The sequence below is a fragment of the Verrucosispora sp. ts21 genome (assembly GCF_002879555.1).
In the GTDB taxonomy this organism is placed as follows: Bacteria; Actinomycetota; Actinomycetes; order Mycobacteriales; family Micromonosporaceae; genus Micromonospora; species Micromonospora gifhornensis.
Genome location: NZ_PNOZ01000081.1, coordinates 1 through 26,342, shown reverse-complemented (window position 1 = coordinate 26,342; position 26,342 = coordinate 1). Strand labels below are relative to the sequence as shown.

The following is a 26,342-nucleotide window of genomic DNA, read 5'->3' as shown; positions in this document are numbered from 1 at the left end:
GTGGGGTGGGGGGTTAGGCGGGTGATGAGGGCGGAGAGGTGGGTGGCGAGGGTGGGGTCGTCCACTGTGCTGAGGGCGGCCAGATCGGCCTGGATCAGCATGGAGAGGCGTTCGTGCTCGTGACGGCCTCGGGCGGTCAGGTAGGCCCGGATGCGGCGGCGGTCGATCGGGTCGACCCGGCGGAAGACCAGGTTGCGGTCGACGAGTTGGTCGACCAGCTTGGTCAGGGTGCCCGGGGGCAGGGACGCCTCGGCGGCCACTTCGCTCATCGGGTGGCCCAGCCCGTCGGCGAGCAGACCGAGCACCCGCCACGCCTCGATGGTGAGCCCTTCGTCGGTCAGCAGGGCGCCGACCCGGCGGGAGAGCAGTCGTTCGGCGCGGGTGAGCAGGGGCAGCAGGTCGGCTGCGGAGCCGGGGAACTCTGACATGTCACTCCCGCCTTGCGGTTGCCGGTCATCGTACCGAGACGTCCCGCCCAATGGGGAGAACTGGTCACCGGGATCGGCGACGGCCACGATGTGTTCATGTCCGGTCCGGCATCGGGGAACGGGAGTCCATCGGCGACGTCGAGTGTCGCCGCCGGGACGTCCTGGCTGACTGTCGACCGGGGCGTGGTCAGCATCGCGTTGGTGGTGCCGATGCGGGGGCCCGCCGGGATGTTCGGCCCGAGCTGCGAGCTGTGCGCCCAACTCGCGGTGGAGGAGGTCAACAACCGGGGCGGGGTGCTCGGTCGCCAACTGCGGCTGATCCCGGTCGACGGCGGGGCACCGCCGGCCGAGGTGGCCGCCGAGGTCGAGGCGCTGGTGTCGGTCGGTGCGGTGCAGGGCGTCACCGGTTGGCACATCTCCTCGGTCCGTCAGGCGGTGGCACCGCGCATCGCGCACCGGGTGCCGTACGTCTACACCGCGCTGTACGAGGGCGGTGAGCGTACCGAAGGGGTCTTCCTGACCAGCGAGACCCCTGATGCGCAGCTGTTGCCGGCGATGCGGGTGCTCGCCACCGACCTGGGGGTGCGGCGCTGGTTCGTGGTCGGCAACGACTACGTCTGGCCTCGGCGGACCACGCAGGCCGCCTACCGGTACGCGCAGCGCAACGGTGGCCGCGTGGTCGGGCATCATTTCCTGCCGCTGGAGACCCACGACTACGCCGAGGTGTTGCGGCGTATCGAGCGTAGCGACGCCGACGCGGTGCTGATGCTGCTGGTCGGTGCGGACGCGGTGCGCTTCAACCGGGCGTTCGCCCGCTCCGGGCTGGATCAGCGCTGTCTGCGGCTGAGCACGCTGATGGACGAGAACATGCTGCTGGCCAGCGGGGTGGCCGGCACCCGAGGGCTGTTCAGCACAGCCGGGTTCTTCGCGGGCCTGGTCACTCCGGAGAATCTGGACTTCCACGGTGCGTTCGCCCGCCGCTTCGGGTTGGAGGCGCCGCCGTTGGGCAGCCTCGGCGAGTCCTGTTACGAGGGGGTCATGCTGCTGGCCGCGCTCATCGCCAAGGCCGGCACGCTTGACGTCCGGGCGGTGGAGGCGTCGGCGGACGTGGTGTCGTACGACGGACCGCGTGGTGAGTTGCGGCTGCGGCGGCGGCACGTGCGTCAGCGCATCTACCTGGCTGAGGCCGACGGTCTGGATTTCACAGTCGTCGCCGAGCTCTGACCCGCGGCAGCGTGATCGGGCCGAATCGATCAGGGCGTGACCCGACCGTGCCTTGACACGCCCGGGAAGCGGCCACATAAGATACTTCCTGCGTGAAGTATCCGGTGCCGAGCCGGAAGTCGCCAACCGCTCGACGCAGTCCGATAATTGCCGTCCACTGCGGCCGATAATCGTATGCCGGTCGCCTGTGCGCCCTTTTGGGGCGGCAGGTGCCGGCATTTTCCGTGTCCGCGACACCGGCCGTTACGCGGCAGCGGAAACAGTCTATTGAGGATCGGGAAACATCCGCGCAATGAAGCGGATCGAAGCTTTCCCTGCCCGATATCCGAATCGGTGCCCGGCCGGCGTCCACCCGCCCCGCCGGACGCCGCGATGTTCCACCGGACCGCACCGCAAATCGCAGCTCGACATCCTCGCTCGGGACCGGCGTTCGTTTCCGGGCAACTGACTCCACGCTTCACGTGCGACGCAGGGAGATTTGATGACACTGTTCCGGGGACGACGCATCCTGGCGGGTGCCATGACCCTGGTCGCCGCGGCCGCGCTGGCCGCGTGCGGCAGTAAGACCACCGACGAGAAGGTCTCCGCCGGCGTCACCGCCGACACCTCCGGCGACACCGTCAAGGTGGGCCTGCTCAACTCCCTGTCCGGCACGATGGCCATCAGCGAGGTCACCGTCCGCGACTCGATCATGCTGGCGATCGAGGAGATCAACACGGCGGGCGGGGTGCTCGGCAAGAAGATCCAACCCGTCGGTGAGGACGGTGCCTCCGACTGGCCGACCTTCGCCGAGAAGGCCGAGAAACTGATCCGCGAGGACCGGGTGGCAGCCGTCTTCGGCTGCTGGACCTCGGCCAGCCGAAAGGCAGTCAAGCCGGTCTTCGAGAAGCACAAGGCGCTGCTGTTCTACCCGGTGCAGTACGAGGGACTGGAGCAGTCGCCGTACATCTTCTACACCGGGGCGACGACCAACCAGCAGATCGTTCCCGGCCTGGACTACCTCAAGGCACAGGGCGCCAAGTCGCTCTACCTGGTCGGTTCCGACTACGTCTTCCCGCGCACCGCGAACAAAATCATCAAGGCGTACGCCGAGGCCAACGGAATGACGGTGCTGGGGGAGGACTACGCCCCGCTCGGCTCCACCGAGTTCGGCACGATCACCAACAAGGTGAAGTCATCCGGTGCCGACGCGGTCTTCAACACCCTCAACGGTGACAGCAACGTCGCCTTCTTCAAGGAGTACAAGTCCGCCGGGCTGACCGCCACCAGCATGCCGGTGGTGTCGGTGTCGATCGCCGAGGAGGAGGTCAAGAGCATCGGCACCCAGTACCTGGAGGGGCAGCTGACCGCCTGGAACTACTACCAGACCACGCCGGGTGCGGCGAACGAGAAGTTCGTCGCCGCGTACAAGGCCAAGTACGGGAAGGACAAGCCGACGAGCGACCCGATGGAGGCCGCGTACGTCTCGGTCTACCTGTGGAAGGCGATGGTGGAGAAGGCCGGCACCTTCGAGGTGGAGCAGGTCCGCAAGGCCTCCGACGGCATCACCTTCGAGGCGCCCGAGGGCCTGGTCACCGTGGACGGCGCGACCCAGCACATCGCCAAGACCGCCCGCGTCGGCAAGGTCGGCCCGGACGGCCTGATCACCGAGGTGTGGAACTCCGGCAAGCCGATCACCCCGGACCCGTACCTCAAGAGCTACCCGTGGGCCGGTGGCCTGAGCTAGCCGGCAACCGGTTCGGGCGGGACCTGCGGGTTCCGCCCGAACCGCCCCACCAGCAGTACGGAGTACCCACCGTGACAGTTCTCATCGGCCAACTCTTCACCGGCGTCAGCATCGGAGCGGTGCTGCTGCTCATCGCGCTCGGCCTGGCTCTCACGTTCGGCCAGATGGGCGTGATCAACATGGCGCACGGCGAGTTCATCATGGCCGGCGCGTACACCACCTTCGTCCTGCAACAGGTCATCTCGGCGGCCGGCTGGTCACTGCTGATCGCCCTGCCGGTGGCCTTCGTGGTGGCCGGCGCGATGGGTGTGCTGCTGGAGTTCCTGCTGATCCGCCGCCTCTACGCCCGCCCACTTGACACCCTGCTGGTCACCTGGGGGGTGTCGCTGATCCTGCAACAGCTGGCCCGCGACATCTTCGGCAGCCCCAACGTGCAGACCCGCGCCCCCGAGCTGCTCACCGGCAACATCGCGCTGCCCGGCGGGATCACCGTCGCCAACAACCGGCTGTTCATCCTGGCGCTGGCCGGCGGTGCCGTCGTCGCGCTGACCGTCGCGTTGCGCATCACCCCGTTGGGCCGCCGGATCCGGGCCGTGGTGCAGAACCGCGACCTGGCCGCCGTCTCCGGCATCGCCACCGCCCGGGTCGACCGGATGACCTTCTTCATCGGCTCCGGCCTGGCCGGCATCGCCGGTGTCGCCCTCACCCTGCTCGGCCCGATCGGCCCCACCATGGGCACCAACCTGATCATCGACGCCTTCCTGGTGGTCGTGGTCGGCGGGATCGGTCAGCTCAAGGGCACCGTGATCGTCGCCTTCGCCCTGGGCGTGCTCCAGGCCACCGGCGAGTACCTGACCACCCTCAGCGTCGCCAAGGTGATGGTCTTCGTCGCCATCGTCGCGTTCCTCCAGTGGCGGCCCCAGGGCATGTTCACCCTGCGAACCCGGAGCCTGGCATGACCACCGTCGCCCGTGATTCCCGTACCGTCGTCGACCCCGCGCCGCCACCGGCCAAGCCGGCGGCCGGGCCGTCGCGGCACCGCTTCCGCGCCGTGGCCGGCTTCGCCTTCGGCGCCGCGCTGTTGTTCGCCGTGGCACCGCTTGTGCTGTCGGACTTCCGGCTCTCCCTGCTGGCCAAGTACCTCTGCGTGGCGATGGTCGCGGTCGGTATCGGCCTGGCCTGGGGGCGCGGCGGCATGCTCGCCCTCGGCCAGGGCGTCTTCTTCGGCCTCGGCGGCTACGCGATGGCCATGCATCTCAAGCTCGCCGACGCGGGACCGGGCAACATGCCCGACTTCATGCTGCTGTACGGGCAACTCGACGAGTTGCCGCTGTGGTGGCGACCCTTCGCCAGCCCCTGGTTCGCGCTGCCCGCCACGGTGCTGCTGCCGATGGCGGTGGCGTTCGTGCTCGGCTCGCTGGTGTTCCGCCGTCGGGTCCGCGGCGCGTACTTCGCCATCCTGAGTCAGGCCCTCGCCGCCGCCATGGTGATCCTGCTGATCGGCCAGCAGGGCACCACCGGCGGCACCAACGGCCTCACCGACATCCAGGGCTTCTTCGGCTACGACCTGGACGACCCGGTCAACCAACGGATGGTCTACTTCATCATCGCCGGCACCCTGCTGGCGCTGCTGGCCCTGGCCCGGCACCTGATGCAGTGCCGCTACGGCGAACTGCTGGTGGCCGTACGCGACGGCGAGGAACGGGTCCGCTTCCTCGGGTACGACCCGGCCACGGTCAAGCTCGTCGCGTACGTGGTGGCCGCCGGCATGGCCGGGCTGGCCGGTGCGCTGTTCGTGCCCGCGGTCGGCATCATCTCCCCGGCCCTGATCGGGATCGTCCCGTCCATCGAGTTCGTCATCGGGGTGGCCGTCGGTGGGCGGGCCACCCTGCTCGGGCCGGTGCTCGGGGCGGTGGCGGTGGCCTGGGCGCGTACCGCCCTGTCGGAACGGTTTCCGGGCGGCTGGACGTACCTGCAGGGGCTGTTGTTCGTGGTGGTGGTGGCGTTCCTGCCCGGCGGCCTGGCCTCGCTTATCGGCCTGGCCCGGCGCGGCGACGGTGAGCGGTGGTTCGGCCGGCTGCGGCGGACCCGCCGCACGGAAGGGCAGGCGTCATGACGGAACAACTACCCGGACTCTACGTACGGGATCTGCGGGTCAGCTTCGACGGCTTCACCGCGGTCGACGGGGTGAGCCTCGACGTGGAGCCGGGGGACATCCGGTTCCTGATCGGCCCCAACGGTGCCGGCAAGACCACCCTTGTCGACGCGGTGACCGGGCTGGTCAGGGCCACCGGCTCGGTACGCTTCGGCGACCGGGAACTGCTCGGCCGCCCGGTGCACCGGATCAGTCGCCTCGGGGTGGGCCGTACCTTCCAGACCTCGACGGTGTTCGAGGAACTGACCGTCCTGCAGAACCTCGACATCGCGGCCGGCGCCCGGCGCGGCTGGGCCACCCTGCTGCGCCGCCGGCACGGCATCCCCGACGAGGTGGCCGAGGCCCTGGAGGTGATCGGCCTGGCGGGCCGCGCCGACCAGCTCGCCGGCACCCTCGCCCACGGTCAGAAGCAGTGGTTGGAGATCGGCATGCTGCTCGTGCAGGACGCCCGGCTGCTGCTGCTCGACGAGCCGGTGGCCGGGATGAGCCACGAGGAACGCGACGCCACAGGTGAACTGCTGGAGCAGGTCAGCCGGGACCGGACGGTGGTCGTCATCGAGCACGACATGGACTTCCTGCGTCGGTTCGCGCGGACGGTCACCGTGCTGCACGCCGGCCGGGTGCTCAGCGAGGGCAGCGTCGCCCAGGTGCAGGCCGACCCCCGGGTGCAGGAGGTCTACCTCGGCCACCCGGTCGACGCCGGTCCGACCCCTCTGGAGGCATGATGTTCAGTCTGCGTGGCGTGCACGCCGGCTACGGGCGCAGCCGGGTGCTGCACGGCGTCGACGTCCAGGTGCCCGGCGACGGGGTCGCCACGGTGCTCGGGCACAACGGTGCCGGCAAGTCCACCCTGCTGCGGGTCGCCGCCGGGCTGCTGCGGCCCACCGCCGGTCAGGTCGAGTGGGACGGTGAGGACATCACCCGGCTCGCCCCGCACCAGCGGGTCGCCCGGGGCATCGCGTACGTGCCGCAGGGCCAGCAGTGCTTCCCGCACCTGACGGCGGCGGAGAACCTGCGCCTGGTGGCCGACGGTCGCCGCGACGGTGCGGCGGCCACCGCCGAGGTGCTGGACCTGTTCCCGGCACTGCAACCGCTGCTGCGCCGGCGGGCCGGGCTGCTCTCCGGCGGGCAACGCCAGCAACTGGCCATCGCCCGCGCGCTGATCACCCGACCCCGGTTGCTGATGCTCGACGAGCCGACCGAAGGCATCCAGCCGTCGGTGGTGGCCGAGATCCAGGACCGGATCGTGGCGTTGATCGCGCAGACCGGGTTCAGTGTGCTGCTGGTCGAGCAGCATCTCGGGTTCGCGTTGCGGGTCGCCGACCGCTACCACGTGCTGGAGTCCGGGCGGGTCACCTCCTCAGGTGAGGGTGGCGGCGACGCGGAGCACACCGTCCGGGAGGCTCTCGCCGTGTAGCGACGGCGCTTAATCGAATCCGTTTCGCCGGATTGACGGCGTCCGGTCGGCGGTGGCGCCGCCGAAACGGCGTACGTCCACTTCCGCTGCTGACGACGACCGCATAAGGTGTCGATGGAAGCGCTCCCACGGCCTCGGGCAGGGCCGTTGTGTCGACGTTCCTCGTCACCCACCACAGAGGAAGTCGCATGTCCGCACGGAGAACAATCCAGGCCGTCGCCACCGCGGCTGCGGTGCTGCTCGGCCTGGCTGCCGCCGCGCCCGCCGCAACGGCGGCCCCCACGGCCGACGCCGTGACGAGCGCCGCCGTCCCGGCCAACGACTGGCTGCGTACCGACGGCAACAAGATCGTCGACGAGGCCGGCAACCAGGTCTGGCTGACCGGAGCCAACTGGTTCGGCTTCAACGCCACCGAACGGGTCTTCCACGGCCTGTGGTCGGCGAACATCGAGAACATCACCCGCCAGATGGCCCAGCGGGGCATCAACATCGTCCGGGTGCCCATCTCCACCCAGCTGCTGCTGGAGTGGAAGGCCGGCCAGGCGATCCGGCCGAACGTGAACACGTACGTCAACCCGGAGCTGGAGGGCATGAACAACCTCCAGGTCTTCGACTACTGGCTCCAACTGTGCGAGAAGTACGGCCTGAAGGTCATGCTCGACGTGCACAGCGCCGAGGCCGACAACTCCGGGCACACCTATCCGGTGTGGTGGAAGGGCACCGTCACCTCGGAGCTGTTCTACCAGGGCTGGGAATGGGTCACCGCCCGCTACCGCACCAACGACACCATCGTCGCGATGGACATCAAGAACGAGCCGCACGGCACCCCGAACGACCCGCAGCGGGCCAAGTGGGACTCCAGCACCGACCAGGACAACTTCAAGTACGCCTGTGAGACGGCGGGCAAGCGGATCCTGGCCATCAACCCGAACCTGCTGATCCTCTGCGAGGGCATCGAGGTATACCCGCGTCCCGGCGCCACCTGGAACTCGCCAAACACCAACCCGGACCGCAGCCCCAACTACTTCTACAACTGGTGGGGTGGCAACCTGCGCGGTGTCGCCGAGCACCCGGTCGACCTGGGCGCCCAGCAGGACCAGTTGGTCTACTCGCCGCACGACTACGGGCCGCTGGTGTTCGAGCAGCCCTGGTTCGCCGGTGACTTCGACAAGGAGTCGCTGACCAACGACGTGTGGCGGCCGAACTGGTTCTACATCCACGAACAGAACATCGCCCCGCTGTTGATCGGGGAGTGGGGTGGGCGGCTGGGCCAGGACGCCCGGCAGGACCGCTGGATGGCCGCGCTGCGCGACCTGATGATCGACAACGGCATCCACCACACCTTCTGGTGCCTCAACCCCAACTCCGGTGACACCGGTGGTCTGCTGCTCGACGACTGGACCAGCTGGGACGAGACGAAGTACAACCAGATGCTCAAGCCGGCGCTGTGGCAGCACAACGGCAAGTTCGTCGGCCTCGACCACCAGGTGCGCCTCGGCGGTGCCGGTGCCACCACCGGCATCAGCCTCGCCGAGCGCTACGCCGACGGCACCGACCCGGTGGACACCACCGCGCCGACCGCGCCGGGCCAGCCCACGGCCACCGACGTGACCGCCACCGCCGCCACGCTGAACTGGGCCGCCGCCACCGACAACGTGGGTGTCACCGCGTACGAGGTGCTGCGGACCACCAGCGGCTCCGGTGGGGCCAGCGTGGTCACGGTCTCCGGCACCAGCTACCGGGCCACCAACCTGACCGCCTCGACCAGCTACACCTTCACGGTGCGGGCACGCGATGCGGCAGGCAACATCTCGGCGGCCTCGCCGCCGTTGACCCTGACCACACCGGCCGACAACGGCGGTGGTGGCGATCAGGGCTGCGCGGCGACGTACCGGGTGGTCAACTCCTGGCAGGGCGGCTATCAGGCGGAGGTGACCGTACGCAATTCCGGCACCTCGGCGATCGGCGGCTGGACGGTCAGCTGGACCGCCCCGGCCGGCACCACCATCTCGTCACTGTGGAACGGCAGGCTGACCACGTCCGGCACCTCGGTGACGGTGCGCAACGAGCCGTACAACGGGCAGCTCGCAGCCTCGGCCAGCACCACCTTCGGGCTGACCGGCAACGGATCGGGCGTGCCGACCGGGCTGAGCTGCGTCGCGTCCTGACACGAACGGCCCGGACACCTGCCCCATCCGCCCGGCGGGTGGGGCAGGGGCCGTCCGGATCACGTGATCCGGACGGCCCCGCGCGGCCCGGGCCTGGGATGGGCCGCGTCTAGGCCAGCCGGATGGCGTCACCGTCGACTGTGACGTTCGCGGCCGGCAGCGGGGCACGCGCCGGTCCACTGCGTACCGAGCCGTCGGCGATGTCGAAGACGCTGTTGTGGCAGGCGCAGGTGATGGCGCCGTTGTCGACCGAGGTGACCGTGCAGCCCTGATGGGTGCAGGTGGCCGAGAACGCCTTGATGGTGCCCTCGGTGGGCTGGGTGACCACCACCCCGGCCGAGGCGAAGATCGCTCCGCCGCCGACCGGGATGTCGGCGAGCGTGGCCAGCGCCGGTGGGCCCGGCTCGTCGTCCGGCGCACCGGATCCGCCGGGAGCGGGGCTGCCCCCGCCAGGGGCGGTACCACCTCCGGCCGGCGCGGTGCTGCCGCCCGGCGCGGCAGGTGGCGGCGGGGCTGCCGCCGGCTGGCCGTACGTCGCGCAGCCGGTCAGCGCGGCCACTCCCGCCGCGCCGGTGCCGGCCAACAGGGCCCGTCGCGACCGGCAACAGCCGGCCTGCTCGTGGTTCATCGTGGCTGCTCCGCCCTTTCGAAGATCAGAACTGGATGCCGAAGGTGGTGAAGTACCACACTGACGAGGTCAGGAAGATGCCGATCAGGGCGACGAAGACCACCCCACCGACCACCGGCAGCACCCAACCGGCGAGACCGCGTTTGGGCAGGGTGAGCATCTTGGTGGCGAACGCGCCGAAGAAGAAGCAACCCAGCAGGGAGTGCAGCAGCGTACGGGTGTCGTAGCCGTCGAAGCCGAGCGCGTACAGGCAGTGCACCGCGACCGGTACGGTCAGCAGGAAGGCGACCCGCCCCGACCAGCGGTGCGCGGCACCGGCCCAGGACGGGGAGAACCCGCCGAGCCGGCCCCACATCGACAACGCCGACAGCAGCTGGATGACGGCGAAGAACGCCGCCCCGGTGCCCAGCCACACTTTCACCGTCAGCGGTGACGAGAAGCCTGCCACGTTGACCGCGATGCCGGTCGGGGTGTGGTTGCGGCCGTAGACGCCCAGCGCCACCGCCACGCCCGCCCCGACCAGCAGCGGCACCATCATCGAGGGCCGCCGTCGCGGTGCCGGTGCCGCGCCGAACTCGCGGATCACCTCGACGTCGGGCTCCGACGGGCGGCGGGGCACCGTACGCACGTTGCCCTGACGGTGCTGGGACATCACCGCGCCCCGGGAATGACCGGCTCGGCGACGATGGTGACCCCTTTGACCACTGTGCTGTTGAAGGCCGGGTCCAGCGGCGGCGCGGGGATCGGCTTGCCGTTCCAGGTGACGATGCCGATCTGCGTACCGTCGGGCAGCATGATCCAGCCGCCGTCGATGCCGGCCTTGCGGATCTCGTCGGTCGCGCGGTAGATCGCCGGAGCGGTGCCCGCACCGGACTTGGTCTCCGCCTCGTCGACCTTCTCGTTGTCCGGTCGGGCGGTGAACTTCCAGCGCCGTACGCCGACGATCATCTCGCCGCTGGCGCTGTCACCGCGGATGATGCCGGTCAGCTTGGCGTCCTTGCCGGTCAGTTCGATCTTTCCGTCGCGGACCGTGCCGGACAGCCACAGCTCCATGCTCCGGCCGTCGCAGACGTACGCCTCGGCCTTGCCGCCGGAGACCGTGATGGCGATGGTGGCGCCGTTCTCCAGCTGGCCGATCCAGTTCTGCTCGACCGAGTCGGCGTCGACGTCGTCCGGTGACTCCTCCGGCTCGTCGGGCGGCGACACTCCAGGCTGGCGGCTGTTCTCCGGATCGGGTTGCTCGTCGTCCACCGGAGCCTCGTCGTCGACGTCCGCCTCGTCCTGCGACGGCGCGGCGACGGCCGGTGGGGCGTTCTCCCCGGTGGGCTGGGTGCGCGGCGGTGATGCCTGCGCACTCATCGTGAACAGCACGGCAGCCGTCACCGCCCCCGACAGGAGGGTGAGCAACGGGGTCAGGCGCTTCATGGGCCACTCCCTTCGCCATCAGGTACGGCATCGGAAGTGGATCGGTTCAACACCGGCCGGAAAACCTTTTCGCCCGCGAAGCTGCGCTCCCGGGCCGGTCCGTCCCGCCCGACCGGTGGCCGGGGCTCAGACGGTGACGCGGGTGACCGGGCGGCGGCTGGTGGCGGCCTTTCCGGGCGCGGCGGAGCGCACCCGGCCGGCCTCGGCCGGCGTCACGTCGACCCGTACCGGGTCGCCGGTGGCGGAGGCCTGGGCCCGCAGCTGGGTGAGGGCCTCGTCGAGGCTGGCGAAGATCGGGAAGACGCCGTCGAGCTTCATCGTGTGCAGCACGGTACGGATGAAGCGCGACGGGGCGGCCAGGCAGAGCCGCTCGCCGCGCTCGCGGACCTCCCGGTGCGCACGGACCAGCAGGCCCAGCCCGACCGAGTCGATGACCTGGACCCGTGCCAGGTCCACCACGACCGTCCCGGCCAGGCTGGCGGCCGCGCGCAACGCGGCCCGCAGCGCCTCGCTGGACTCCGCGCCGATGGCGGTGTCACTGCTCAGCACCGTCACCTCGTGACTCTGCCCGCCGGCACCGGGCCCACCGGCCGTGGAGTCGCCGGCACCGGAGCGGTCGGTACGGCCGTTCGTCGTGACGCCCGGCGGCAGGGTGCTGCACCGTGGGCAGCGGTGCGGACCGGTGGCGAACGGGGAGCCGCTCCAGCCGTGATCGGAAACCAGCGTCCAGACGACCTCGGCATCGGGCAGCACGCAGGCCATGCCGGTGGTGGTCTCGCCGCACGTGTCGCAGATCAGGGTCATCAGGTTGTCGTCCGGTACGACGGTCATCCTGCTTCCTCTCCGGTGCTGGCGGTGCAGGGGTGCGGGACGGGACTCGGGGCGGGCGGCCGCTGGGCCGTCGCCAGGTGTGCTCAGCGGGAGTCTGAGTGTTCCTTGCTGGCGGTGGCGAGCACGATCACCACGCCGACCGTGGCCAGACCGGCTTGCACGATCAGCGCCAGCAGATTGAGCTCGCGGGCACCCACGAGCCAGGCGCTGATGGCGCCGAGCAGCGCGGCGGCGGCGCCGATGGTCATGGTGAGCCACAGCGGGACACCGGGACGGCCGGGAACGACGAGCCGGCCGAGCGCGCCGACGGCGAGCCCGACGGCGATGGCTGCGGCGATCCCGGGAATTGTCATGCTGCTCCTCGTCCTGGCAGTGGCGGTGTTCGCCGGGTCAGCTGCGTACGGTGACGGCCGCCCGGCCGTACACCGTCGGATGACCGGCGGCACTCACAGCCGCGTCACTGGACACAGCCCCAGGGGCGGTGGTTCCGGCCGGCGGCGCCGCGCCGTCGACGTGCACCGGCAGGATCTGGTCCAGCCGGGCGGTCTGCAGAATGCGGGCGATGCGCGGATTGGGATTGCGTACCGACAGCACTCCGCCGATGCGCAGCATCCGGCGGTGCACGTCGAGCAGCAGCCCGATGCCCGCCGCGTCGATGTGCCGACAGTCGGAAAGATCGACTACGACCTGGTCGGGGTGCAGGGTGAGCAGCCGGTCGAACACCGTGCCGGTCGCCGGCAGGCAGGCCAGGTCGAACTCGGTGATGGCCACCTCCACCAGCGGCACGGTGCACTCGGGGCGTCGTGGCGTGCTCACGTCGCTGCCCCCTCTCCTGCGGTCCCCAGGTGGCTCTCACCCTGCCCAGCGGGGTTGGCAGGCACTGCGCGGACGTATGACAGTTGCGTGACAAAACACCCTTGAGGCGGTGGTGGTTGGCCGGTCGGCGGACGCTTGGGGATGATTCCCGGTATGACAGCGGTACTGGTGATCGAGGACGACGACCGCATCCGACTGGCGCTGCTGCTCGCACTGGAGGACGAGGGTTACGAGGCGTCCGGTGCGGCCACCGCCGAGGAGGGTCTGCGGGCGCAGCGCCGGAGCCCGGCGGACTACGTCCTGGTCGACCTGATGCTGCCCGGAATCGACGGTTTCGAGTGCATCCGTCAGTTGCGGCGTGACGACGACGTGCCGATCGTGGTGGTCAGCGCCCGCGACGACACTCACGACATCGTCGCCGCGCTGGAGGCCGGTGCCGACGACTACGTGGTCAAACCGGTGGCGATAAAGGAACTGACGGCTCGGCTGCGGGCCCTGCGGCGGCGGGCCCGCACGGTGGCGCCGGTGGAGGAGCCGGTGCCCGTGCTCGTCTTCGGCGAGCTGGAGGTCAGCCCCGAGGCCGGGGAGGTACGCCGGGCGGGCACGCCGGTGGCGGTCACCCGTACCGAGTTCCGGCTGCTCTGCGAGTTGGCCGAGCACGCCGGGCGGGTGCTGTCCCGCCAGCAGTTGCTCAGCCGGGTCTGGGGATACGACAGCGGCGACGAGCGGCTGGTCGACGTGCACGTGGGCCGGCTGCGGCAGAAGATCGAAGCCGACCCGGCCAACCCGAAACACCTGGTCACCCTGCGCGGGCTCGGCTACAAGCTGCAACGATGAGACGACTCGGACTTCGTGCCCGGGTCACCGCGGCCTTCGCCATCGGCGCCCTGCTGCTGTCGGCCTCGATGGCCCTGGTGTCCTACGAGCTGACCCGCCGTACGCTGCTCGACGAGCGGGAACGCGCCGTACTGCGGGCGGCCTACTACGACGCGGCCGTGGTACGCGCCGGACTCGACACCGAGAACCCGGACGCCGGGGAGGCCCTGCGCACGCTGGACACCGGCACCGGCCGGCGGGCGGTGCTGCATCTCAACGGCGACTGGTACGGCCGGGCCGCCGACAACGGCCTGACCGCCGCGATCCCGGCGCGACTGCGTGAACTGGTGAGCGCGGGGGAGCCGGCGGTGCAACGCATCCGCGTCGACGACCAGCCGGTCCTGCTGGTCGGTGTGCCGCTGTCGGAGTCGGCGTCGTTCTACGAGATCGCCTCGCTGCGGGAGCTGGAGCAGACCTTCCAGGTCCTGGCGTTGGCCCTGACCGCCGTGGCGATCATGGTGGCCGGCTCAGGTGCGGCGCTGGGCTGGTACGCCACCCGGCACGGGTTGCGCCCGCTCACCGCTGTCGCGGACGCCGCCGAGCGGATCGCCGCCGGTGACTTCACCACCCGCCTGGCACCCGACACCGACCCGGACCTGACCCGGCTGTCGACCTCCTTCAACCGGATGGTCGACGAGCTGGCCCAGCGCATCGACCGGGACCGGCGCTTCGCCGCCGACGTCAGTCACGAGCTGCGGTCACCGCTGCAGACGCTCGCCGCGGCGGCCAGCGTGCTGTCCCGGCGTCGGGACAACCAGGACGAGCGCACCGCCACCGCGGCCCGGCTGGTGGCCGACGAGATCGACCGTTTCCAGCAGCTGGTCAACGACCTGCTGGACCTGGCCCGCAGCGACCAGTCGGTGCACCGGCAGCCGGTGGACCTGGCCGAGCTGGCCCGGCAGGTCTGCCGGGATCGGGACCTGCCGGAGACGATGGTGCGGCTGACCGAGGACACCCCCGCGACCTGGCGGGTGGACCGGCGTCGGGTGGCGCAGGTGCTGACCAACCTGCTCGACAACGCCGAACGCTACGGCGCGGGACCGGTCGCGGTGCTGCTGTCGCGTACCGGGGACACCGGGGTCATCGAGGTGGACGACGACGGACCGGGGGTGCCGGTGGAGGACCGTGAGGCGATCTTCGATCGTTTCGTTCGTGGCCGGGCGGCCCACTACCGGGGCGGTGGCGACGGTACCGGCCTCGGGCTCGCCCTGGTCGCCCAGCACGCGGCCGCCCACGGCGGCAGCGCTTCGGTCAGCGACCGCCCGGAGGGCGGCGCGCGGTTCCGGATCACCCTGCCCGGGAGCGTGTCATGATCGGCGGCAGGCGCGTCCACGTCGCCGTGGCGGCCGTCGTGCTCGTCGTGGTCACCGCGTGCGGGGTGCCGGGCGAGGACCGACCCCGTGCGGTCACCCCACCGCCCGGCCCGTTCCCGCCGACCGCGACCGCCGCGCCGACCACCGCCGAGACCGGCGCCGTGACCGAGGTGCTCTACTTCTCCCGCGAGGACCGGTTGGTGCCGGTGATCCGCCGGATAGACGAGGTGCCGACCGCCGACGTGCAGTTGCGGGACCTGCTTGCCGGGCCGACCCACACCGAACGCGACGACGGGCTGACAAACGCCCTGACCGGCGCGCTCAGCAACGCCGAGGTGGAACTCGTCGACGGGCAGGCCCGGGTCACGGTCACGCCGACGGTCGCCGACACCGGTCGTACCGACGAGATGCTCGCCTACGGGCAGATCGTCTGTACGCTCACCGCCCGCGCCGACGTCGACGCGGTGATCTTCCTACGCGACGGCGCGCCGTTGAGCGTCCCCCGGGGAGACCACTCGCTGTCGTCGGATCCGCTCACCGCCGCCGACTACGCGGTCCTGATCACCCTCCGGTGACCGGTCCATGACGGACGTCACGCGGAACCGTGACGATTACGACACAAACCGTCGGTGACGGGGCTCCCGCGTTTGCCCTTCGGGCCGGCCGGGGCACCACGTCGGGCGAGGTAACCGTTCGGAAGGGCAGGCTCTCGTGGAAATCACCGGCTTCTTCACCGCAATCATCATCGGTCTGATCATCGGTGCGCTCGGCCGCCTCGTCGTGCCGGGACGTCAGCGCATCCCGATCCTGTTGACCCTGGCGATCGGCGTCGTCGCCGCGCTTCTCGGCACACTCGTCGCCGGCCTGCTCGGCGTGGACGACACCCGCGGCATCGACTGGATCGAGCTGTTCATCCAGATCGCCTTCGCTGCGGTCGGTGTCTCGCTGCTCGCCAGCACGTACGGCCGCCGCCGCTGACCCGTTCGTCCGCCGGCCCGTCCCCGCTGTCGCAGGGGGCGGGCCGGTGTCGTGCCCGCGGAGGCGGACCGGCCACGCACGCGGACAGCGACGGCTCGTATCCTTTCCGCGAGTCGTCGTGGCTGACGAGCGAAGAAGGGGAAAGGTGTGAACGACCGGGCTGAGACGTTGGAGTTCCAGGCCGAGGCCCGTCAGCTGCTCCAGCTGATGGTCCACTCGATCTACTCGAACAAGGACGTGTTTCTTCGCGAGCTGATCTCGAACGCCTCCGACGCGTTGGACAAACTGCGGCTGGCGGCGCTGCGCGACAAGGACCTCGCCGTCGACACCGATGACCTGCACATCAGCATCGAGGTCGACCGGGACGCCCGCACCCTCACCGTGCGGGACAACGGCATCGGGATGACCCGCGACGAGGTCGTCTCGGTCATCGGCACGATCGCCAAGTCCGGCACCGCCGAGCTGCTGCGCCAGCTGCGCGAGGCCCAGGACGCGGGTGCCTCCCAGGAGCTGATCGGGCAGTTCGGGGTCGGCTTCTACGCGGCGTTCATGGTCGCCGACTCCGTCGAGCTGACCACCCGGCGGGCCGGCGAGAGCGGTGGCACCCGGTGGGAGTCCAGCGGCGAGGGCACGTACACCATCGCCGCGCTCGACGACGCGCCGCAGGGTACGGCGGTGACGCTGCACCTCAAGCCGGCCGACGCCGAGGACAACCTGCACGACTACACCGCCGAGTGGACGATCCGTGAGATCGTCAAGCGGTACTCCGACTTCATCGCCCACCCGATCCGGATGACGGTCGAGCGTCCCGGCACCGACGGCGCCGAGGCCACCACCGAGACGGTGACGCTCAACTCGATGAAGGCGCTGTGGGCCCGCCCCAAGGGCGAGGTGGAGCCGGCGGAGTACCACGAGTTCTACAAGCACATCGGCCACGACTGGGCCGACCCGCTGGAAACCATCCACATGCGCGGCGAGGGCACCTTCGAGTACGAGGCGCTGCTGTTCATCCCGTCGCACGCGCCGATCGACCTGTTCTCCCCGCAGGGCCGTCGCGGCGTGCAGTTGTACGTCAAGCGCGTGTTCATCATGGACGACTGCGACGCGCTGATGCCCAACTATCTGCGCTTCGTCAAGGGTGTGGTGGACGCCCACGACCTGTCGCTGAACATCTCCCGGGAGATCCTCCAGCAGGACCGGCAGATCCGGGCCGTACGCCGTCGGCTGGTCAAGAAGGTGCTGGCCACCGTCAAGGACCTCAAGACCGGGCAGCCCGAGCGGTACCGCACCTTCTGGACCGAGTTCGGCGCCGCCGTCAAGGAAGGCCTGATCGACGACACCGACAACCGGGACACCCTGCTGGAGATCCTGTCGGCGGCCTCCACCCACGATCCGGCGGAGCTGACCGACCTGGCCGGCTACGTCAGCCGGATGAAGGACGGCCAGAGCGACATCTACTACGCCACCGGCGAGAACCGGGCCACCATCGAGAACTCCCCGCACATGGAGGCGTTCCGGGCCAAGGGCTACGAGGTGCTGCTGCTCACCGACCCGGTCGACGAGGTCTGGGTGGAGCGGGTCGGCAGCTACGACGGCCGGACGCTGCGGTCGATCGCCAAGGGCGAGGTGGACCTGGACACCGAGGAGGAGCGCACCGAGGCCGAGGCGGAGCGGGAACGCCAGCGCACCGAGTACGCCGACCTGCTCACCTGGATGGGCGGCGTGCTGACCGACTCGGTCCGGGAGGTACGCCTGTCGTCGCGGTTGACCACCTCGCCGGCCTGCGTGGTCGGTGACGCCCATGACCTGACTCCGACGCTGGAGAAGATGTATCGGGCGATGGGTCAGGAGCTGCCGAAGGTCAAGCGGATCCTGGAGATCAACCCGGGGCATCCGCTGGTGACCGGGCTGCGCAAGGCGTACGAGCAGGACGGTGCCAACGACTCCCTGGCGGAGACCGCCGAGCTGCTGTACGGCACGGCGTTGCTGGCCGAGGGCGGTGACCTGGCCGACCCGTCGCGGTTCGCCCGGATCCTCGCCGACCGCCTTGCCCGCACCCTGTAGCCGCTGGGTGGTTCGCAGACTGAGCGTCCGACTCGGGGTCGGGTGTGGCGGTACGCCCACCCGACCCCGAACCGGATGGCCCTGCGAGCGGCCATGGACCGTCGGCCTCGACTCGGTCCTGCCGGTGGCACCACGTCCACTGTGAACTACGCGTAAGCCTACTGTCCACTATGGACATCTCACCTGCTTCACCCTGCGATTTCTAGCCGACCGGTGAATAGGCCGTCACCGGTCAGCGTCCACACAGGACCGAGGAACGAACCGGTACGCCCCGACGGGAGCGACTTTGCCGTCCGCTCGCCCGTTGTCGTCGACATTGGCACACACGTACGGTTACGACGCCAGCCGCTCGGGTGACCAGTCAGAGGACTCGGGGCGGTCGCAACAGAGCTGGTGGAACTGAAATCCATACCATGCAGTAACGAAAGCTGGGCAATATGAAACGTTTTGTGGCGGTATTGGCGGTCTTCGCGGTGGCCGCGACGGGATGTGCACAGGACGAGACGTCCAGCTCGCCGGCATCCACGCCGACCGCATCGACGAGTTCGGCATCCCCTGCTGCGGCATCCCCTACCGCTGACTCGTCCGCGGCGGCGGCGATCGACACGTCCATCAACGAGGCCCCGGTGGACGGCTCGGACCCCGCTGCCGTGAAGACGGTCGACGTCAAGGCGCAGCCGGCGGCGCAGCTCCCCGCCGCCGCCTCGGGGTACTACAAGCTCAAGACGGTGTTCCGGGGCGAGGACGAGTGTCTGGAAGGCAACCGGATCGACGGCAACTCGACCCTCGCCGGCGCCGCGTTCCAGGACACCTGCCAGGACGTGGACGGGCAGGCGTGGAGCTTCACCAAGCGCCCGGACGGCTACTACACGCTGCGGACGAAGTTCCTCGGCGAGGACAAGTGCCTGGAAGGCAACCAGGTCGCCGGCAAGGTCCTCGGCGGCGCCGCCTTCCTCGACACCTGTAAAGAGGTCACCGGCCAGATGTGGAAGTTCGTCAAGGCCGGTGACAACCTCTTCCGGCTCCAGACGAAGTTCCGGGAGAAGGAAGGCGAATGCCTGGAAGGCAACCGGTTCGCGCCGGAGTCCGTCCTGAAGGGCGCGTCGTTCATGGACAAGTGCCAGAACGTCACCGGCCAGCTCTGGTACGTCACCGCGATTCCGGCCTGACGCCATTGCCTTGACCGGAGGAGCCCGGACCGCGGTCCGGGCTCCTCCGCACTGTGCTGCCGGCCGGCACCGCACGGTCCGGGCCGCGCAGGCTGGACCATTCAGGTGGGCACGATCCGTAGGGCCTCGGTCGAGACCTCCGCAGGGTACGGCGGGTCGGCGTCGAGGATGCGGTGGGCGATGCCGGTCCGCAGCGCGGCCACCGTGATGCCGCCCGTGCCGTCCGCGATGACGTGGTCGGGGTCGACCTCGGCCAGGGCGGCCAGGGCAATCGGGTAGATCTCTCGCACGGCGTCGGGTGGCGGGGACTGCAGCAACATCATTGCCTCCCCGGAGGCGCTCCGGCTGCGCAGCCGGATGTCCCAGAGGTGGACGAAGTGCGCGATGTCGGCGACCAGGACCAGGTCACCGAGCTGCCGAGCCTCGGCGGTGACCACGGCCAGCCAGCGCCAGGGGCGGTCGAAGCCGAGGTCGCCGGTCTCGTAGATCCGGTGGACGTTGCGCACCAGTTCTTCGATACCGGTGACGCCCCCGCCGGCCTGGACCACCGCCGCCGCGGCCGTACTCATCCGATCGTCGTCGCCGAGGCTGGCGAGGAATGCCCGGACCACCTGCTGCGCGACCGCCAGGTCGCCCGGTGCCAGAGTGGGTGGTGGTGGCGGGTATGGCGGTAGCTCAGGCAGTTGCTCCGGCACCTGCCTACGCCGTCTGAAGATGCCCATGGGTGACCACTCCGTCTCGTCTGCGGCCTGCCGCCCATTCGTGGTGGGAGCAGAGGCCGGTTTCAGGAAGTCTGACGGTGGGTGCCGGCCTGGGCACCCACCGTTCTGTCGATTGTCAGTGGATCATCGGATGCTTCGCAGTCGATCTCCGGGTGCTACCGTCCCTGATGGACGAAGCCGTGCCACCGCACCATCGGAGAGCCCAGGTGACCGACGCATCCCCGCTCAACGCCGCCATCCAGAGCGACATACCCCACTCCGCTCGACTGTGGAACTACCTGCTCGGCGGCAAGGACAACTTCGCCGCCGACCGGGAGGCCGCCGAGCAGGTCCTGGCCTACATGCCGGAGCTGGTGCAGTCGGCCCGGTTCAACCGCGAGTTCCTGGGCCGGGCGGTGCGACACCTCGTCGCGGAGGCAGGCGTACGGCAGTTCCTCGACATCGGCACCGGGCTACCCACCGCGAACAACACCCACGAGGTGGCCCAGTCGGTCGCTCCGGAAACGCGGGTCGTCTACGTCGACAACGACCCGATGGTGCTGGTGCACGCGCGTGCCCTGCTCACCAGCGACCCGCAGGGTGCGACCGACTACATCGACGCCGACGTGCGCCAGCCCGACCACATCCTCACCGAGGCCCGGCGCACCCTGGACTTCACCCGGCCGGTGGCGATCATGCTGCTCGGCATCCTGAACTTCGTGGTCGACGACGCCGAGGCCACCCGGATCGTGCGACGTCTGGTCGAGGCGTTGCCCGTCGGCGGGTACCTGGTCATCTCCCATCCCACCCGCGAGGTCAACCCCGAGGCGGTGGATCGGGCGATGGACTCGTGGCGGGCGGGCGGCGGTGCGGCGATGGCCGTGCGTACCCCGGCGGAGATCGCCGCTTTCGTCGACGGTCTGGAGATCCTCGAACCCGGCCTGGTCACCTGTTCGCAGTGGCGGCCGGACGGTAACGACACCACGCCCGTCTCCGAGTACGCGGTGGTCGCCCGCAAGGCCAGCTGAAGTCGGCCGTACGGCTCAATCTCAGACTCCGGTCGGTGCCGGCTGCGGTGACCGCGCGCCGGCCCGGCCGGATCGGTGCCGGCTCCGCCGGCCGGTGGCCACGGCGGCGGCCAGGCAGACGGCGGCGGCGAGGACGAGTGGTAGCCGGGCACCCAGCAGTACGGCGGCGGCACCGAGCGGGGTGGCCAGCGCGATCGGCCCGAACATGATCGTGTTGGCGGTCGCGGAGGCGCGGCCCAGCAGATCGTCGGGGCTGTGTGTCTGGATCGCGGTGACGGCCGCGACGAGCGTCCAGGGCAGCCCGACCCCGGCCACCACCGAGGCGGTGAGCACCGCCGGCCACCACGGCACGCAGCGGCCCAGGCAGCTCGCCGCGAACAGGGCGGTGCCGACGACGGCCACGGTGGTCGGGCTGAACCGGGTGATCAGTCGGCCGACGACGAGCCCGCCGGCGACCGAACCGGCACCCTGCGCGCTGAGCAGCACACCGAGGAAGGTCGCCGGTAGGCCCAGTTCGACGGTGACGATCTCGTACCCGGCGGCGGTGGTGAGGGCCTGCATGCCGATCGCGGTCGCGGCGAGGCTCACCGGACGGCGGATCGACGCCGAACCGACCAGGACGGCGAGACCGGCGCGGACCGCACCACGTCGCCTCGCGATGGCCGGCGTGGTCGGGGTCAGGCGCAACGCCGCGTACCCGACGGCCACCAGCAGTGGCAGGACGGCGGCGAGCAGCGCGACGAGGTGCCCGCCCCGCCAGGCGTACAGGCCGGCCCCGGCCAGCGGGGCGACGAGTTTGACCCCCTCCTGGGCGCTGGACCGCCAACCGTTGACGTGCCCGAGTTCGGCGGGGGAGAGGGCGGCCGGCAGGATGGCGCTCTCGCCGGCATCGACGACGACGTACGCGAGGCCGTACACCGCGCAGACGGTGAACAGCAGCCACAGCTGCGCGGGACCGTGCACCGCCAACAGGGTGGGCAGCACGGCGGCCAGGGTCAGGTTCGTCGCGATCAGCAGCCCTCGGCGGGGTAGCCGGTCGACCAGGGCACCCAGCCACGGTCCGGCGAGCGTGGGGGCGTACACGCAGAGCCCGGCGAGCGCGGCGAGCCCGCTGGACCCGGTCAGGTCGAGAATCCAGATGCCGGCGACCAGAGCCATCGCGCTGCCGCCGAAGCCGGACAACACGGAGATGGTCACGAACAGGGCCGCGTTGCGCCGCACCACGCCTCCAGGGTTGAGTCGACCTGACTCACAGCCTCGATGCTGAGCCGGATAGAGGCAAGACTGCTGCGGCTCTGTCAATACGGCATTGACAAGATGGCGTGCAGTTCGGCGGTGATGATGCGGACCGGTCCGGGCAGTTCAGGGCCGGCGGTGGTGAGATCGGCGGCGACGTGCCGGGCCAGATCGTGGAGGGCGCCGGGTTCGGCGTCCAGGGCGAGCAGGGCGGTGTGCCGGGTCAGGTTGGCGCCGGAAAACCTGCCGTCCCACCGGCGGTCCGCCTCGATCCAGCGGTGCAGCCCGGTGAGCGCGGTGCGCAACCCGGTGACCTCGTCCGGCCAGCGCCGGTCGGCCGCCGCGCGGCGGGCCCGGCGGCCGGCGGTCAGCCGCTGACGCCGTTGCTCGGCGGCCTGGCGGCTGCTCAGGCCGAGCGCCCCGGCTACCTGCTGCCAGGTGGCTCCGGCCTGCCGGGCCTGGTCGATGAGATCCAGTTCCGCCTCGTCCAGGCGGTCGCGGGCCGCCGGTATCCCGGCGAGACGGTCCAGCGGGTCAGGCACCTGTCAACGCTACATTGACATCCCCGGGACCCTCCGCGCCCCGGGGGGCGCTGTCGGCGGTGGGGCACCGCCCCCGTGAGCGGCGCGTCCGGGATGGAAGAGGGGTCAGGCGGCGGCGGAGTCGCCACGCGACTGCTCGCCCTGCCGGCCCGGCAGCGTGAACGGTGCGGGGTAGGTGGTCCGCTCGGTGGCCTGGGTCTGCCGCGTCGAGCCGCCCTGTGCCAGGTTGAGGGCCCGCTGCGCCTGCTCCCAGGGCCCGCAGGGCCAGTCCTGTCCGGCGCAGAGCAGGTGCTCGCAGCCGCCGTCCTCCGCCGGAGCGTGCGCCTCGGCGACGTCAAGGGCGAGCCGCCACAGCAGTGGATCGGTCACCTCTTCCGGGCGGTCATAGGTGTGGCTGGGCCGATTGCCGGCATTGTCGGACACGGGTGGTCCCCCCTTGCACTCAAGCTTCCTTGCTCTTGCCTCTCCAGTCTGCACGCAGGTCAAACACGTGACCCTGGACGGTTGGCCGAGGTGGGGGTGATCACCCGCCCATACTTCGGGACGATTGACAGATGACCTTCAGGGCGTGAAAGTTGTCCGCAACCTGATCACTCCTAACGGTCCGGTGTGTGACGCTGCGTAGTCGGTGATGCGGGCAGCGTCTACATCGGATGCCTCACCGCGCTGCCCGCACGAGTCGAGCGCGGCCGAGGCGCATGCCTAACCCCCACCGCACACCGAGAAGGGGCTACGAGCCTCATGTCCGAATTCCGTTCCAGTGCCCGGTGGCGACGCCGGGTACCCCTGGCGGCCGCGCTGGCGGCCGGCACTGCGGTGCTGCTGCTGGTCAACCCGGCAGCCGCCGTCGTGTCGCAGACCGCCACCACCGGAGTCAGCGAGGTGCCTGAGGACCTCGGCCGGCTTGCCGACGAGCAGGCCAACGTGGTCGAGGTGCTGCTGGCCGACAAAGACGAGTTGGACGCGCTGGTGGCCACCGGCGTCGACCTCGACCACCACGTCCACCAGAGCGAGGACGGCATCGTCGTCCACGCGGTGGTGACCGGTAACGAGGTGGCCACCCTGACCGCCGCCGGATTCACCTTCGGCGAGGTGCTGCACACCCCGTCCGACTCCGCGGCGCGAATCGCCGAGCGCGAGGCGACCATCGCCGCGCACCTGGCCGAGAACGAGGAGTTCATGGAGGGCGCCGGCTTTGCCGCTCGTGCCGCCGCCTCCGACGTGAAGATCATCCGCGCCGACTACTACACCAACGGCACCAGCCAGGTGCTGTCGGTGGAGGCGAAGTGGGCGGGCGGCCAAGACGCCAACAACGCCCTCACCGTCTCCCGGGACAGTGGGCCGGGCACCGAGATGGGCTCCGGCGGTACGCAGAACATCACCCGCTTCGTCGACGCCGGGGTCTACATGTACCACCGGGGCGCGTCGAACGTGACGAGCAAGCCGGAGTACGTGCAGATCACCAGCCCCACCGGTGACGTCGCGGTGGCCAAGGTCAAGGAGTGGCTGCCGATCTCCGGTGACGCCCCCGAGGGCCCGGGCTACCAGAAGGACTTCGTCAACAGCTACCTGACCCCCACGGAGCTGTACGACCGGATCCACACCCTGGCCGCGCAGTACCCGGCCATCTCCGAGATCGTCGAGCTGCCGCACAAGACCAACGGCTACCGGCGCAAGGCCCAGGCCGTGCTCGGTAGCGCCAACGCCAGCCGGGTCGGCGTCGACTCGCTGGCCTGGGGCCACGAGGGCGGCAACGACATCTCGGTCGAACTGGTCAACCCCGGTGCCGCCGACTCGGCGCTGACGGTGACCGTCACCGGCAACGACGTGCGGGTCCGCCTGGCCACCGACGCCTCCGGCGCGGTCACCAGCACCGCCGCGCAGGTCGCCGCCGCGCTCAACGCGGAGGCGGGCACGCTGCTCACGGCGTACACCTATCGGGGTAACGAGGGCGCCGGTGTGGTCGCGCCGGCCGCGCCGACCAAGCTGTCGGACGGCCTCTCCGCGCCGGAGTCGGTCTCCCGCGAGCCGCACTCCGTCTACGCCATCCGGATCGGCAAGCACCGCGACGGCTCCAAGCTCGGTGTCCTGGCCTACGCCCAGGAACACGCCCGTGAGTGGGTGCCGCCGCTGGTGACCATCGAGACCGCCGAGCGGCTGCTGCGCAACTACGAGCAGGACGCCAACACCCGCGACCTGGTCGACAACCTGGACATCTGGATCGCACCGTCGGTCAACCCGGACGGCGGGCACTACTCGTTCTACGACTTCAACTCGCAGCGTAAGAACATGACCAACCACTGCACCACCGAGACGAACGGGGACTTCCTCGGCCGTACCTCCTGGGGTGTGGACAACAACCGCAACTACACCGAGTACAGCCTCTTCGACGGCTACTCGGGCGCCTCGGCCAGCTGCACCAGCGGCACGTACGCCGGGCCGAGCGAGCTGTCGGAGCCGGAGAACAAGAACGTCGACTGGATGGCCTCTCGGGGCAACATCAAGTTCTCGATGAACCTGCACTCCTCGGGCAACTACTTCATGTGGTCGCCCGGCGCCTACGCGACCCCGGGCCGGATCTCGGCGCCGCGGCCGACGCTGGCCGAGGAGTCGCTGTTCTGGGGTGCCTCGTCGCGGATCCTCACCGCCATCAAGCGGCACCGCAACCTGGCCGTCACCCCGGCGCGGACCGGTCCGATCGCCGACGTGCTCTACTCGGCGGCCGGCAACTCCGGTGACATGCTCTGGTACAAGTACGGCATCTACGCCTGGAACTTCGAGGTCGGCACCTCCTTCCAGCCGGCCTGGGCATCGGCCAAGGAAGAGACCATGGAGTTCTCCAACGGTCTGGTCGAGATGCTGCGGGTGGCCCGCGACTACGACACCGACGCGGTGGCACCGACCAGCACGATCACGGTCGAGCCGAGCGCCACGGCGGGCATGGTCGACGTCACCTTCGACACCAGCGAGCCGGCGGCGGTCTTCTACACCGTCGACGGCAGCCGGCCCACCCTCGAGTCGACCCTCTACGGCTCGGCGGGCGTGCGTGAGGGCGGGGAGACCCTGACCCTGCCGAACGGCACCACGGTGAACTGGTTCTCGGTGGACTCGAAGGGCAACGTCGAGAACGGCTACCTGCCCGACGGCACCGGCACCAACCACAACACGACGAATGCCTGGGACCCGGAGGCACTGCGGGTCACGGTGACCACCCAGGTGCGGTGCGTGGCCGGCAAGGCGTACGTCGCGGTGCAGGCGCACAACCACAACGACGCGGCCGTCAGCATCTCCCTGGAGAGCACCTACGGCACCAAGGCCGCCGTCAACGTCGCGCCGGGCGCGAGCACCTTCCAGCAGTTCAACACCCGGACCGGCACGGTCTCGGCGGGCTCCGCCTCGGCGCACGCCACCGGGGCTCTCGGCGGCGAGACGGTGACCACCACGGTCACCGGGGAGTACGCGGCCGTCAACTGCGCCGACCCGCGGCCAGCCCAGTAACTGACAAGCGACGACGGAGACATTGATGAACACATGGAGCCGTAAGCGGCTGCTGGCCGCCGGCGCGTCCGGTGCCCTGCTGGCCGGTGTGGTGGCGGTGGGTTCGCCCGCCTTCGCCG

25 protein-coding genes and 1 pseudogene are annotated in these 26,342 nt (G+C 70.2%); 15 read left to right on the top strand and 11 right to left on the bottom strand.

What is annotated here, in order from left to right; translation table 11 throughout:
* Nucleotides 1–428 (bottom strand): MarR family winged helix-turn-helix transcriptional regulator (locus C1A38_RS25790; RefSeq protein ID WP_102660307.1); only part of this gene is annotated, 428 nt, incomplete at its 3' end.
* 96 nt (nt 429–524) lie between these two features.
* Between C1A38_RS25790 and C1A38_RS25785 the strand changes: the two genes are divergently transcribed.
* From C1A38_RS25785 to C1A38_RS25755, 7 genes are all read left to right on the top strand, one after another.
* Complete coding sequence (locus C1A38_RS25785; RefSeq protein WP_233197016.1) at nt 525–1,652, top strand: substrate-binding domain-containing protein; 1,128 nt, start codon at nt 525–527, stop codon at nt 1,650–1,652.
* A gap of 481 nt (nt 1,653–2,133) precedes the next feature.
* Entirely contained in the window at nt 2,134–3,378 is a 1,245-nt protein-coding gene (gene urtA, locus C1A38_RS25780; RefSeq protein ID WP_102660306.1) for an urea ABC transporter substrate-binding protein, read from the top strand.
* A gap of 71 nt (nt 3,379–3,449) precedes the next feature.
* Nucleotides 3,450–4,337, top strand: coding sequence for an urea ABC transporter permease subunit UrtB (gene urtB, locus C1A38_RS25775; protein ID WP_102660309.1), 888 nt, complete (start codon nt 3,450–3,452; stop codon nt 4,335–4,337).
* Nucleotides 4,334–5,494 carry an urea ABC transporter permease subunit UrtC gene (urtC, locus tag C1A38_RS25770; protein ID WP_102660305.1) on the top strand — a complete coding sequence of 387 codons (1,161 nt, stop codon included), beginning with the start codon at nt 4,334–4,336 and terminating at the stop codon, nt 5,492–5,494. Before urtB ends, urtC begins: the two co-directional genes overlap by 4 nt.
* On the top strand, nt 5,491–6,258 hold the full coding sequence (gene urtD, locus C1A38_RS25765) for an urea ABC transporter ATP-binding protein UrtD (RefSeq protein ID WP_102660304.1): 768 nt from the start codon (nt 5,491–5,493) through the stop codon (nt 6,256–6,258). Before urtC ends, urtD begins: the two co-directional genes overlap by 4 nt.
* Nucleotides 6,258–6,950 (top strand): urea ABC transporter ATP-binding subunit UrtE, encoded by a 693-nt coding sequence (gene urtE, locus C1A38_RS25760; RefSeq protein WP_102660303.1) that lies wholly within the window; start codon nt 6,258–6,260, stop codon nt 6,948–6,950. Before urtD ends, urtE begins: the two co-directional genes overlap by 1 nt.
* A 188-nt stretch (nt 6,951–7,138) precedes the next feature.
* A complete protein-coding gene (locus tag C1A38_RS25755; RefSeq protein WP_102660302.1) occupies nt 7,139–9,118 on the top strand; it encodes a cellulase family glycosylhydrolase in 1,980 nt (659 codons plus the stop codon).
* A 109-nt stretch (nt 9,119–9,227) separates the two neighbouring features.
* Here C1A38_RS25755 and C1A38_RS25750 read toward each other — a convergent pair whose 3' ends face one another.
* The 6 genes and pseudogenes from C1A38_RS25750 to C1A38_RS25725 form a co-directional block, all read right to left on the bottom strand.
* Nucleotides 9,228–9,746 (bottom strand): Rieske (2Fe-2S) protein, encoded by a 519-nt coding sequence (locus tag C1A38_RS25750; RefSeq protein WP_102660301.1) that lies wholly within the window; start codon nt 9,744–9,746, stop codon nt 9,228–9,230.
* Between the two features lie 25 nt (nt 9,747–9,771).
* Complete coding sequence (locus C1A38_RS25745) at nt 9,772–10,284, bottom strand: DUF6529 family protein (protein ID WP_233197019.1); 513 nt, start codon at nt 10,282–10,284, stop codon at nt 9,772–9,774.
* A 113-nt stretch (nt 10,285–10,397) separates the two neighbouring features.
* Complete coding sequence (locus C1A38_RS25740; protein WP_102660299.1) at nt 10,398–11,171, bottom strand: hypothetical protein; 774 nt, start codon at nt 11,169–11,171, stop codon at nt 10,398–10,400.
* A 261-nt stretch (nt 11,172–11,432) separates the two neighbouring features.
* A pseudogene (locus tag C1A38_RS25735) lies at nt 11,433–12,002 on the bottom strand (STAS domain-containing protein); the annotation flags it as partial.
* Between the two features lie 83 nt (nt 12,003–12,085).
* The gene (locus C1A38_RS25730) at nt 12,086–12,355 is read right to left on the bottom strand and encodes a GlsB/YeaQ/YmgE family stress response membrane protein (RefSeq protein WP_102660297.1); all 270 of its coding nucleotides are present in this window, start codon (nt 12,353–12,355) and stop codon (nt 12,086–12,088) included.
* A 37-nt stretch (nt 12,356–12,392) separates the two neighbouring features.
* Nucleotides 12,393–12,818: an STAS domain-containing protein gene (locus C1A38_RS25725; RefSeq protein WP_102660296.1), complete on the bottom strand. Its 426-nt coding sequence runs from the start codon at nt 12,816–12,818 to the stop codon at nt 12,393–12,395.
* 153 nt (nt 12,819–12,971) lie between these two features.
* On the opposite strand from C1A38_RS25725, the gene C1A38_RS25720 reads away from it, so the two are divergent.
* The 6 genes from C1A38_RS25720 (at nt 12,972) to C1A38_RS25695 (ending at nt 19,218) form a co-directional block, all read left to right on the top strand.
* Nucleotides 12,972–13,655 (top strand): response regulator transcription factor, encoded by a 684-nt coding sequence (locus tag C1A38_RS25720; RefSeq protein WP_102660295.1) that lies wholly within the window; start codon nt 12,972–12,974, stop codon nt 13,653–13,655.
* On the top strand, nt 13,652–15,007 hold the full coding sequence (locus tag C1A38_RS25715; protein WP_102660294.1) for a sensor histidine kinase: 1,356 nt from the start codon (nt 13,652–13,654) through the stop codon (nt 15,005–15,007). Before C1A38_RS25720 ends, C1A38_RS25715 begins: the two co-directional genes overlap by 4 nt.
* Complete coding sequence (locus C1A38_RS25710) at nt 15,004–15,582, top strand: GerMN domain-containing protein (RefSeq protein ID WP_102660293.1); 579 nt, start codon at nt 15,004–15,006, stop codon at nt 15,580–15,582. The genes C1A38_RS25715 and C1A38_RS25710 overlap by 4 nt, the downstream gene beginning before the upstream one ends.
* A gap of 136 nt (nt 15,583–15,718) precedes the next feature.
* Nucleotides 15,719–15,985: a GlsB/YeaQ/YmgE family stress response membrane protein gene (locus C1A38_RS25705; RefSeq protein ID WP_102660292.1), complete on the top strand. Its 267-nt coding sequence runs from the start codon at nt 15,719–15,721 to the stop codon at nt 15,983–15,985.
* A gap of 147 nt (nt 15,986–16,132) precedes the next feature.
* Nucleotides 16,133–18,049: a molecular chaperone HtpG gene (gene htpG, locus C1A38_RS25700; RefSeq protein WP_102660291.1), complete on the top strand. Its 1,917-nt coding sequence runs from the start codon at nt 16,133–16,135 to the stop codon at nt 18,047–18,049.
* A 626-nt stretch (nt 18,050–18,675) separates the two neighbouring features.
* Nucleotides 18,676–19,218, top strand: coding sequence for an RICIN domain-containing protein (locus C1A38_RS25695; RefSeq protein WP_102660290.1), 543 nt, complete (start codon nt 18,676–18,678; stop codon nt 19,216–19,218).
* Nucleotides 19,219–19,319: 101 nt separating this feature from the next.
* On the opposite strand, the gene C1A38_RS25690 is transcribed toward C1A38_RS25695, so the two are convergent.
* Entirely contained in the window at nt 19,320–19,940 is a 621-nt protein-coding gene (locus C1A38_RS25690) for a hypothetical protein (protein WP_146017631.1), read from the bottom strand.
* A gap of 167 nt (nt 19,941–20,107) precedes the next feature.
* Here C1A38_RS25690 and C1A38_RS25685 point away from each other — a divergent pair, with 167 nt between their 5' ends.
* On the top strand, nt 20,108–20,947 hold the full coding sequence (locus C1A38_RS25685; protein ID WP_199180329.1) for an SAM-dependent methyltransferase: 840 nt from the start codon (nt 20,108–20,110) through the stop codon (nt 20,945–20,947).
* A gap of 21 nt (nt 20,948–20,968) precedes the next feature.
* On the opposite strand, the gene C1A38_RS25680 is transcribed toward C1A38_RS25685, so the two are convergent.
* The 3 genes from C1A38_RS25680 to C1A38_RS25670 all read right to left on the bottom strand — a co-directional run bounded on the left by C1A38_RS25680 (nt 20,969) and on the right by C1A38_RS25670 (nt 23,148).
* Nucleotides 20,969–22,168 carry an MFS transporter gene (locus C1A38_RS25680; protein WP_233197017.1) on the bottom strand — a complete coding sequence of 400 codons (1,200 nt, stop codon included), beginning with the start codon at nt 22,166–22,168 and terminating at the stop codon, nt 20,969–20,971.
* A gap of 77 nt (nt 22,169–22,245) precedes the next feature.
* A complete protein-coding gene (locus C1A38_RS25675; RefSeq protein ID WP_102660287.1) occupies nt 22,246–22,725 on the bottom strand; it encodes a hypothetical protein in 480 nt (159 codons plus the stop codon).
* A 105-nt stretch (nt 22,726–22,830) separates the two neighbouring features.
* Nucleotides 22,831–23,148 (bottom strand): hypothetical protein, encoded by a 318-nt coding sequence (locus C1A38_RS25670; RefSeq protein WP_102660286.1) that lies wholly within the window; start codon nt 23,146–23,148, stop codon nt 22,831–22,833.
* A 318-nt stretch (nt 23,149–23,466) separates the two neighbouring features.
* Here C1A38_RS25670 and C1A38_RS25665 point away from each other — a divergent pair, with 318 nt between their 5' ends.
* The gene (locus C1A38_RS25665; protein ID WP_102660285.1) at nt 23,467–26,223 is read left to right on the top strand and encodes a M14 family metallopeptidase; all 2,757 of its coding nucleotides are present in this window, start codon (nt 23,467–23,469) and stop codon (nt 26,221–26,223) included.
* The last annotated feature ends 119 nt before the right edge of the window (nt 26,224–26,342 follow it).

Excerpts from the sequence above, each read along its gene's own strand:
- C1A38_RS25750 (WP_102660301.1), bottom strand. The coding sequence starts at position 9,746 with ATGAACCACGAGCAGGCCGGCTGTTGCCGGTCGCGACGGGCCCTGTTG.
- urtC (WP_102660305.1), top strand. The coding sequence starts at position 4,334 with ATGACCACCGTCGCCCGTGATTCCCGTACCGTCGTCGACCCCGCGCCG.
- C1A38_RS25730 (WP_102660297.1), bottom strand. The coding sequence starts at position 12,355 with ATGACAATTCCCGGGATCGCCGCAGCCATCGCCGTCGGGCTCGCCGTC.
- C1A38_RS25685 (WP_199180329.1), top strand. The coding sequence starts at position 20,108 with ATGGACGAAGCCGTGCCACCGCACCATCGGAGAGCCCAGGTGACCGAC.
- C1A38_RS25740 (WP_102660299.1), bottom strand. The coding sequence starts at position 11,171 with ATGAAGCGCCTGACCCCGTTGCTCACCCTCCTGTCGGGGGCGGTGACG.
- C1A38_RS25755 (WP_102660302.1), top strand. The coding sequence starts at position 7,139 with ATGTCCGCACGGAGAACAATCCAGGCCGTCGCCACCGCGGCTGCGGTG.
- C1A38_RS25665 (WP_102660285.1), top strand. The coding sequence starts at position 23,467 with ATGTCCGAATTCCGTTCCAGTGCCCGGTGGCGACGCCGGGTACCCCTG.
- C1A38_RS25710 (WP_102660293.1), top strand. The coding sequence starts at position 15,004 with ATGATCGGCGGCAGGCGCGTCCACGTCGCCGTGGCGGCCGTCGTGCTC.
- urtE (WP_102660303.1), top strand. The coding sequence starts at position 6,258 with ATGTTCAGTCTGCGTGGCGTGCACGCCGGCTACGGGCGCAGCCGGGTG.
- urtD (WP_102660304.1), top strand. The coding sequence starts at position 5,491 with ATGACGGAACAACTACCCGGACTCTACGTACGGGATCTGCGGGTCAGC.
- C1A38_RS25745 (WP_233197019.1), bottom strand. The coding sequence starts at position 10,284 with ATGATGGTGCCGCTGCTGGTCGGGGCGGGCGTGGCGGTGGCGCTGGGC.
- urtA (WP_102660306.1), top strand. The coding sequence starts at position 2,134 with ATGACACTGTTCCGGGGACGACGCATCCTGGCGGGTGCCATGACCCTG.
- C1A38_RS25720 (WP_102660295.1), top strand. The coding sequence starts at position 12,972 with ATGACAGCGGTACTGGTGATCGAGGACGACGACCGCATCCGACTGGCG.
- C1A38_RS25785 (WP_233197016.1), top strand. The coding sequence starts at position 525 with ATGTCCGGTCCGGCATCGGGGAACGGGAGTCCATCGGCGACGTCGAGT.
- C1A38_RS25690 (WP_146017631.1), bottom strand. The coding sequence starts at position 19,940 with ATGGGCATCTTCAGACGGCGTAGGCAGGTGCCGGAGCAACTGCCTGAG.
- C1A38_RS25715 (WP_102660294.1), top strand. The coding sequence starts at position 13,652 with ATGAGACGACTCGGACTTCGTGCCCGGGTCACCGCGGCCTTCGCCATC.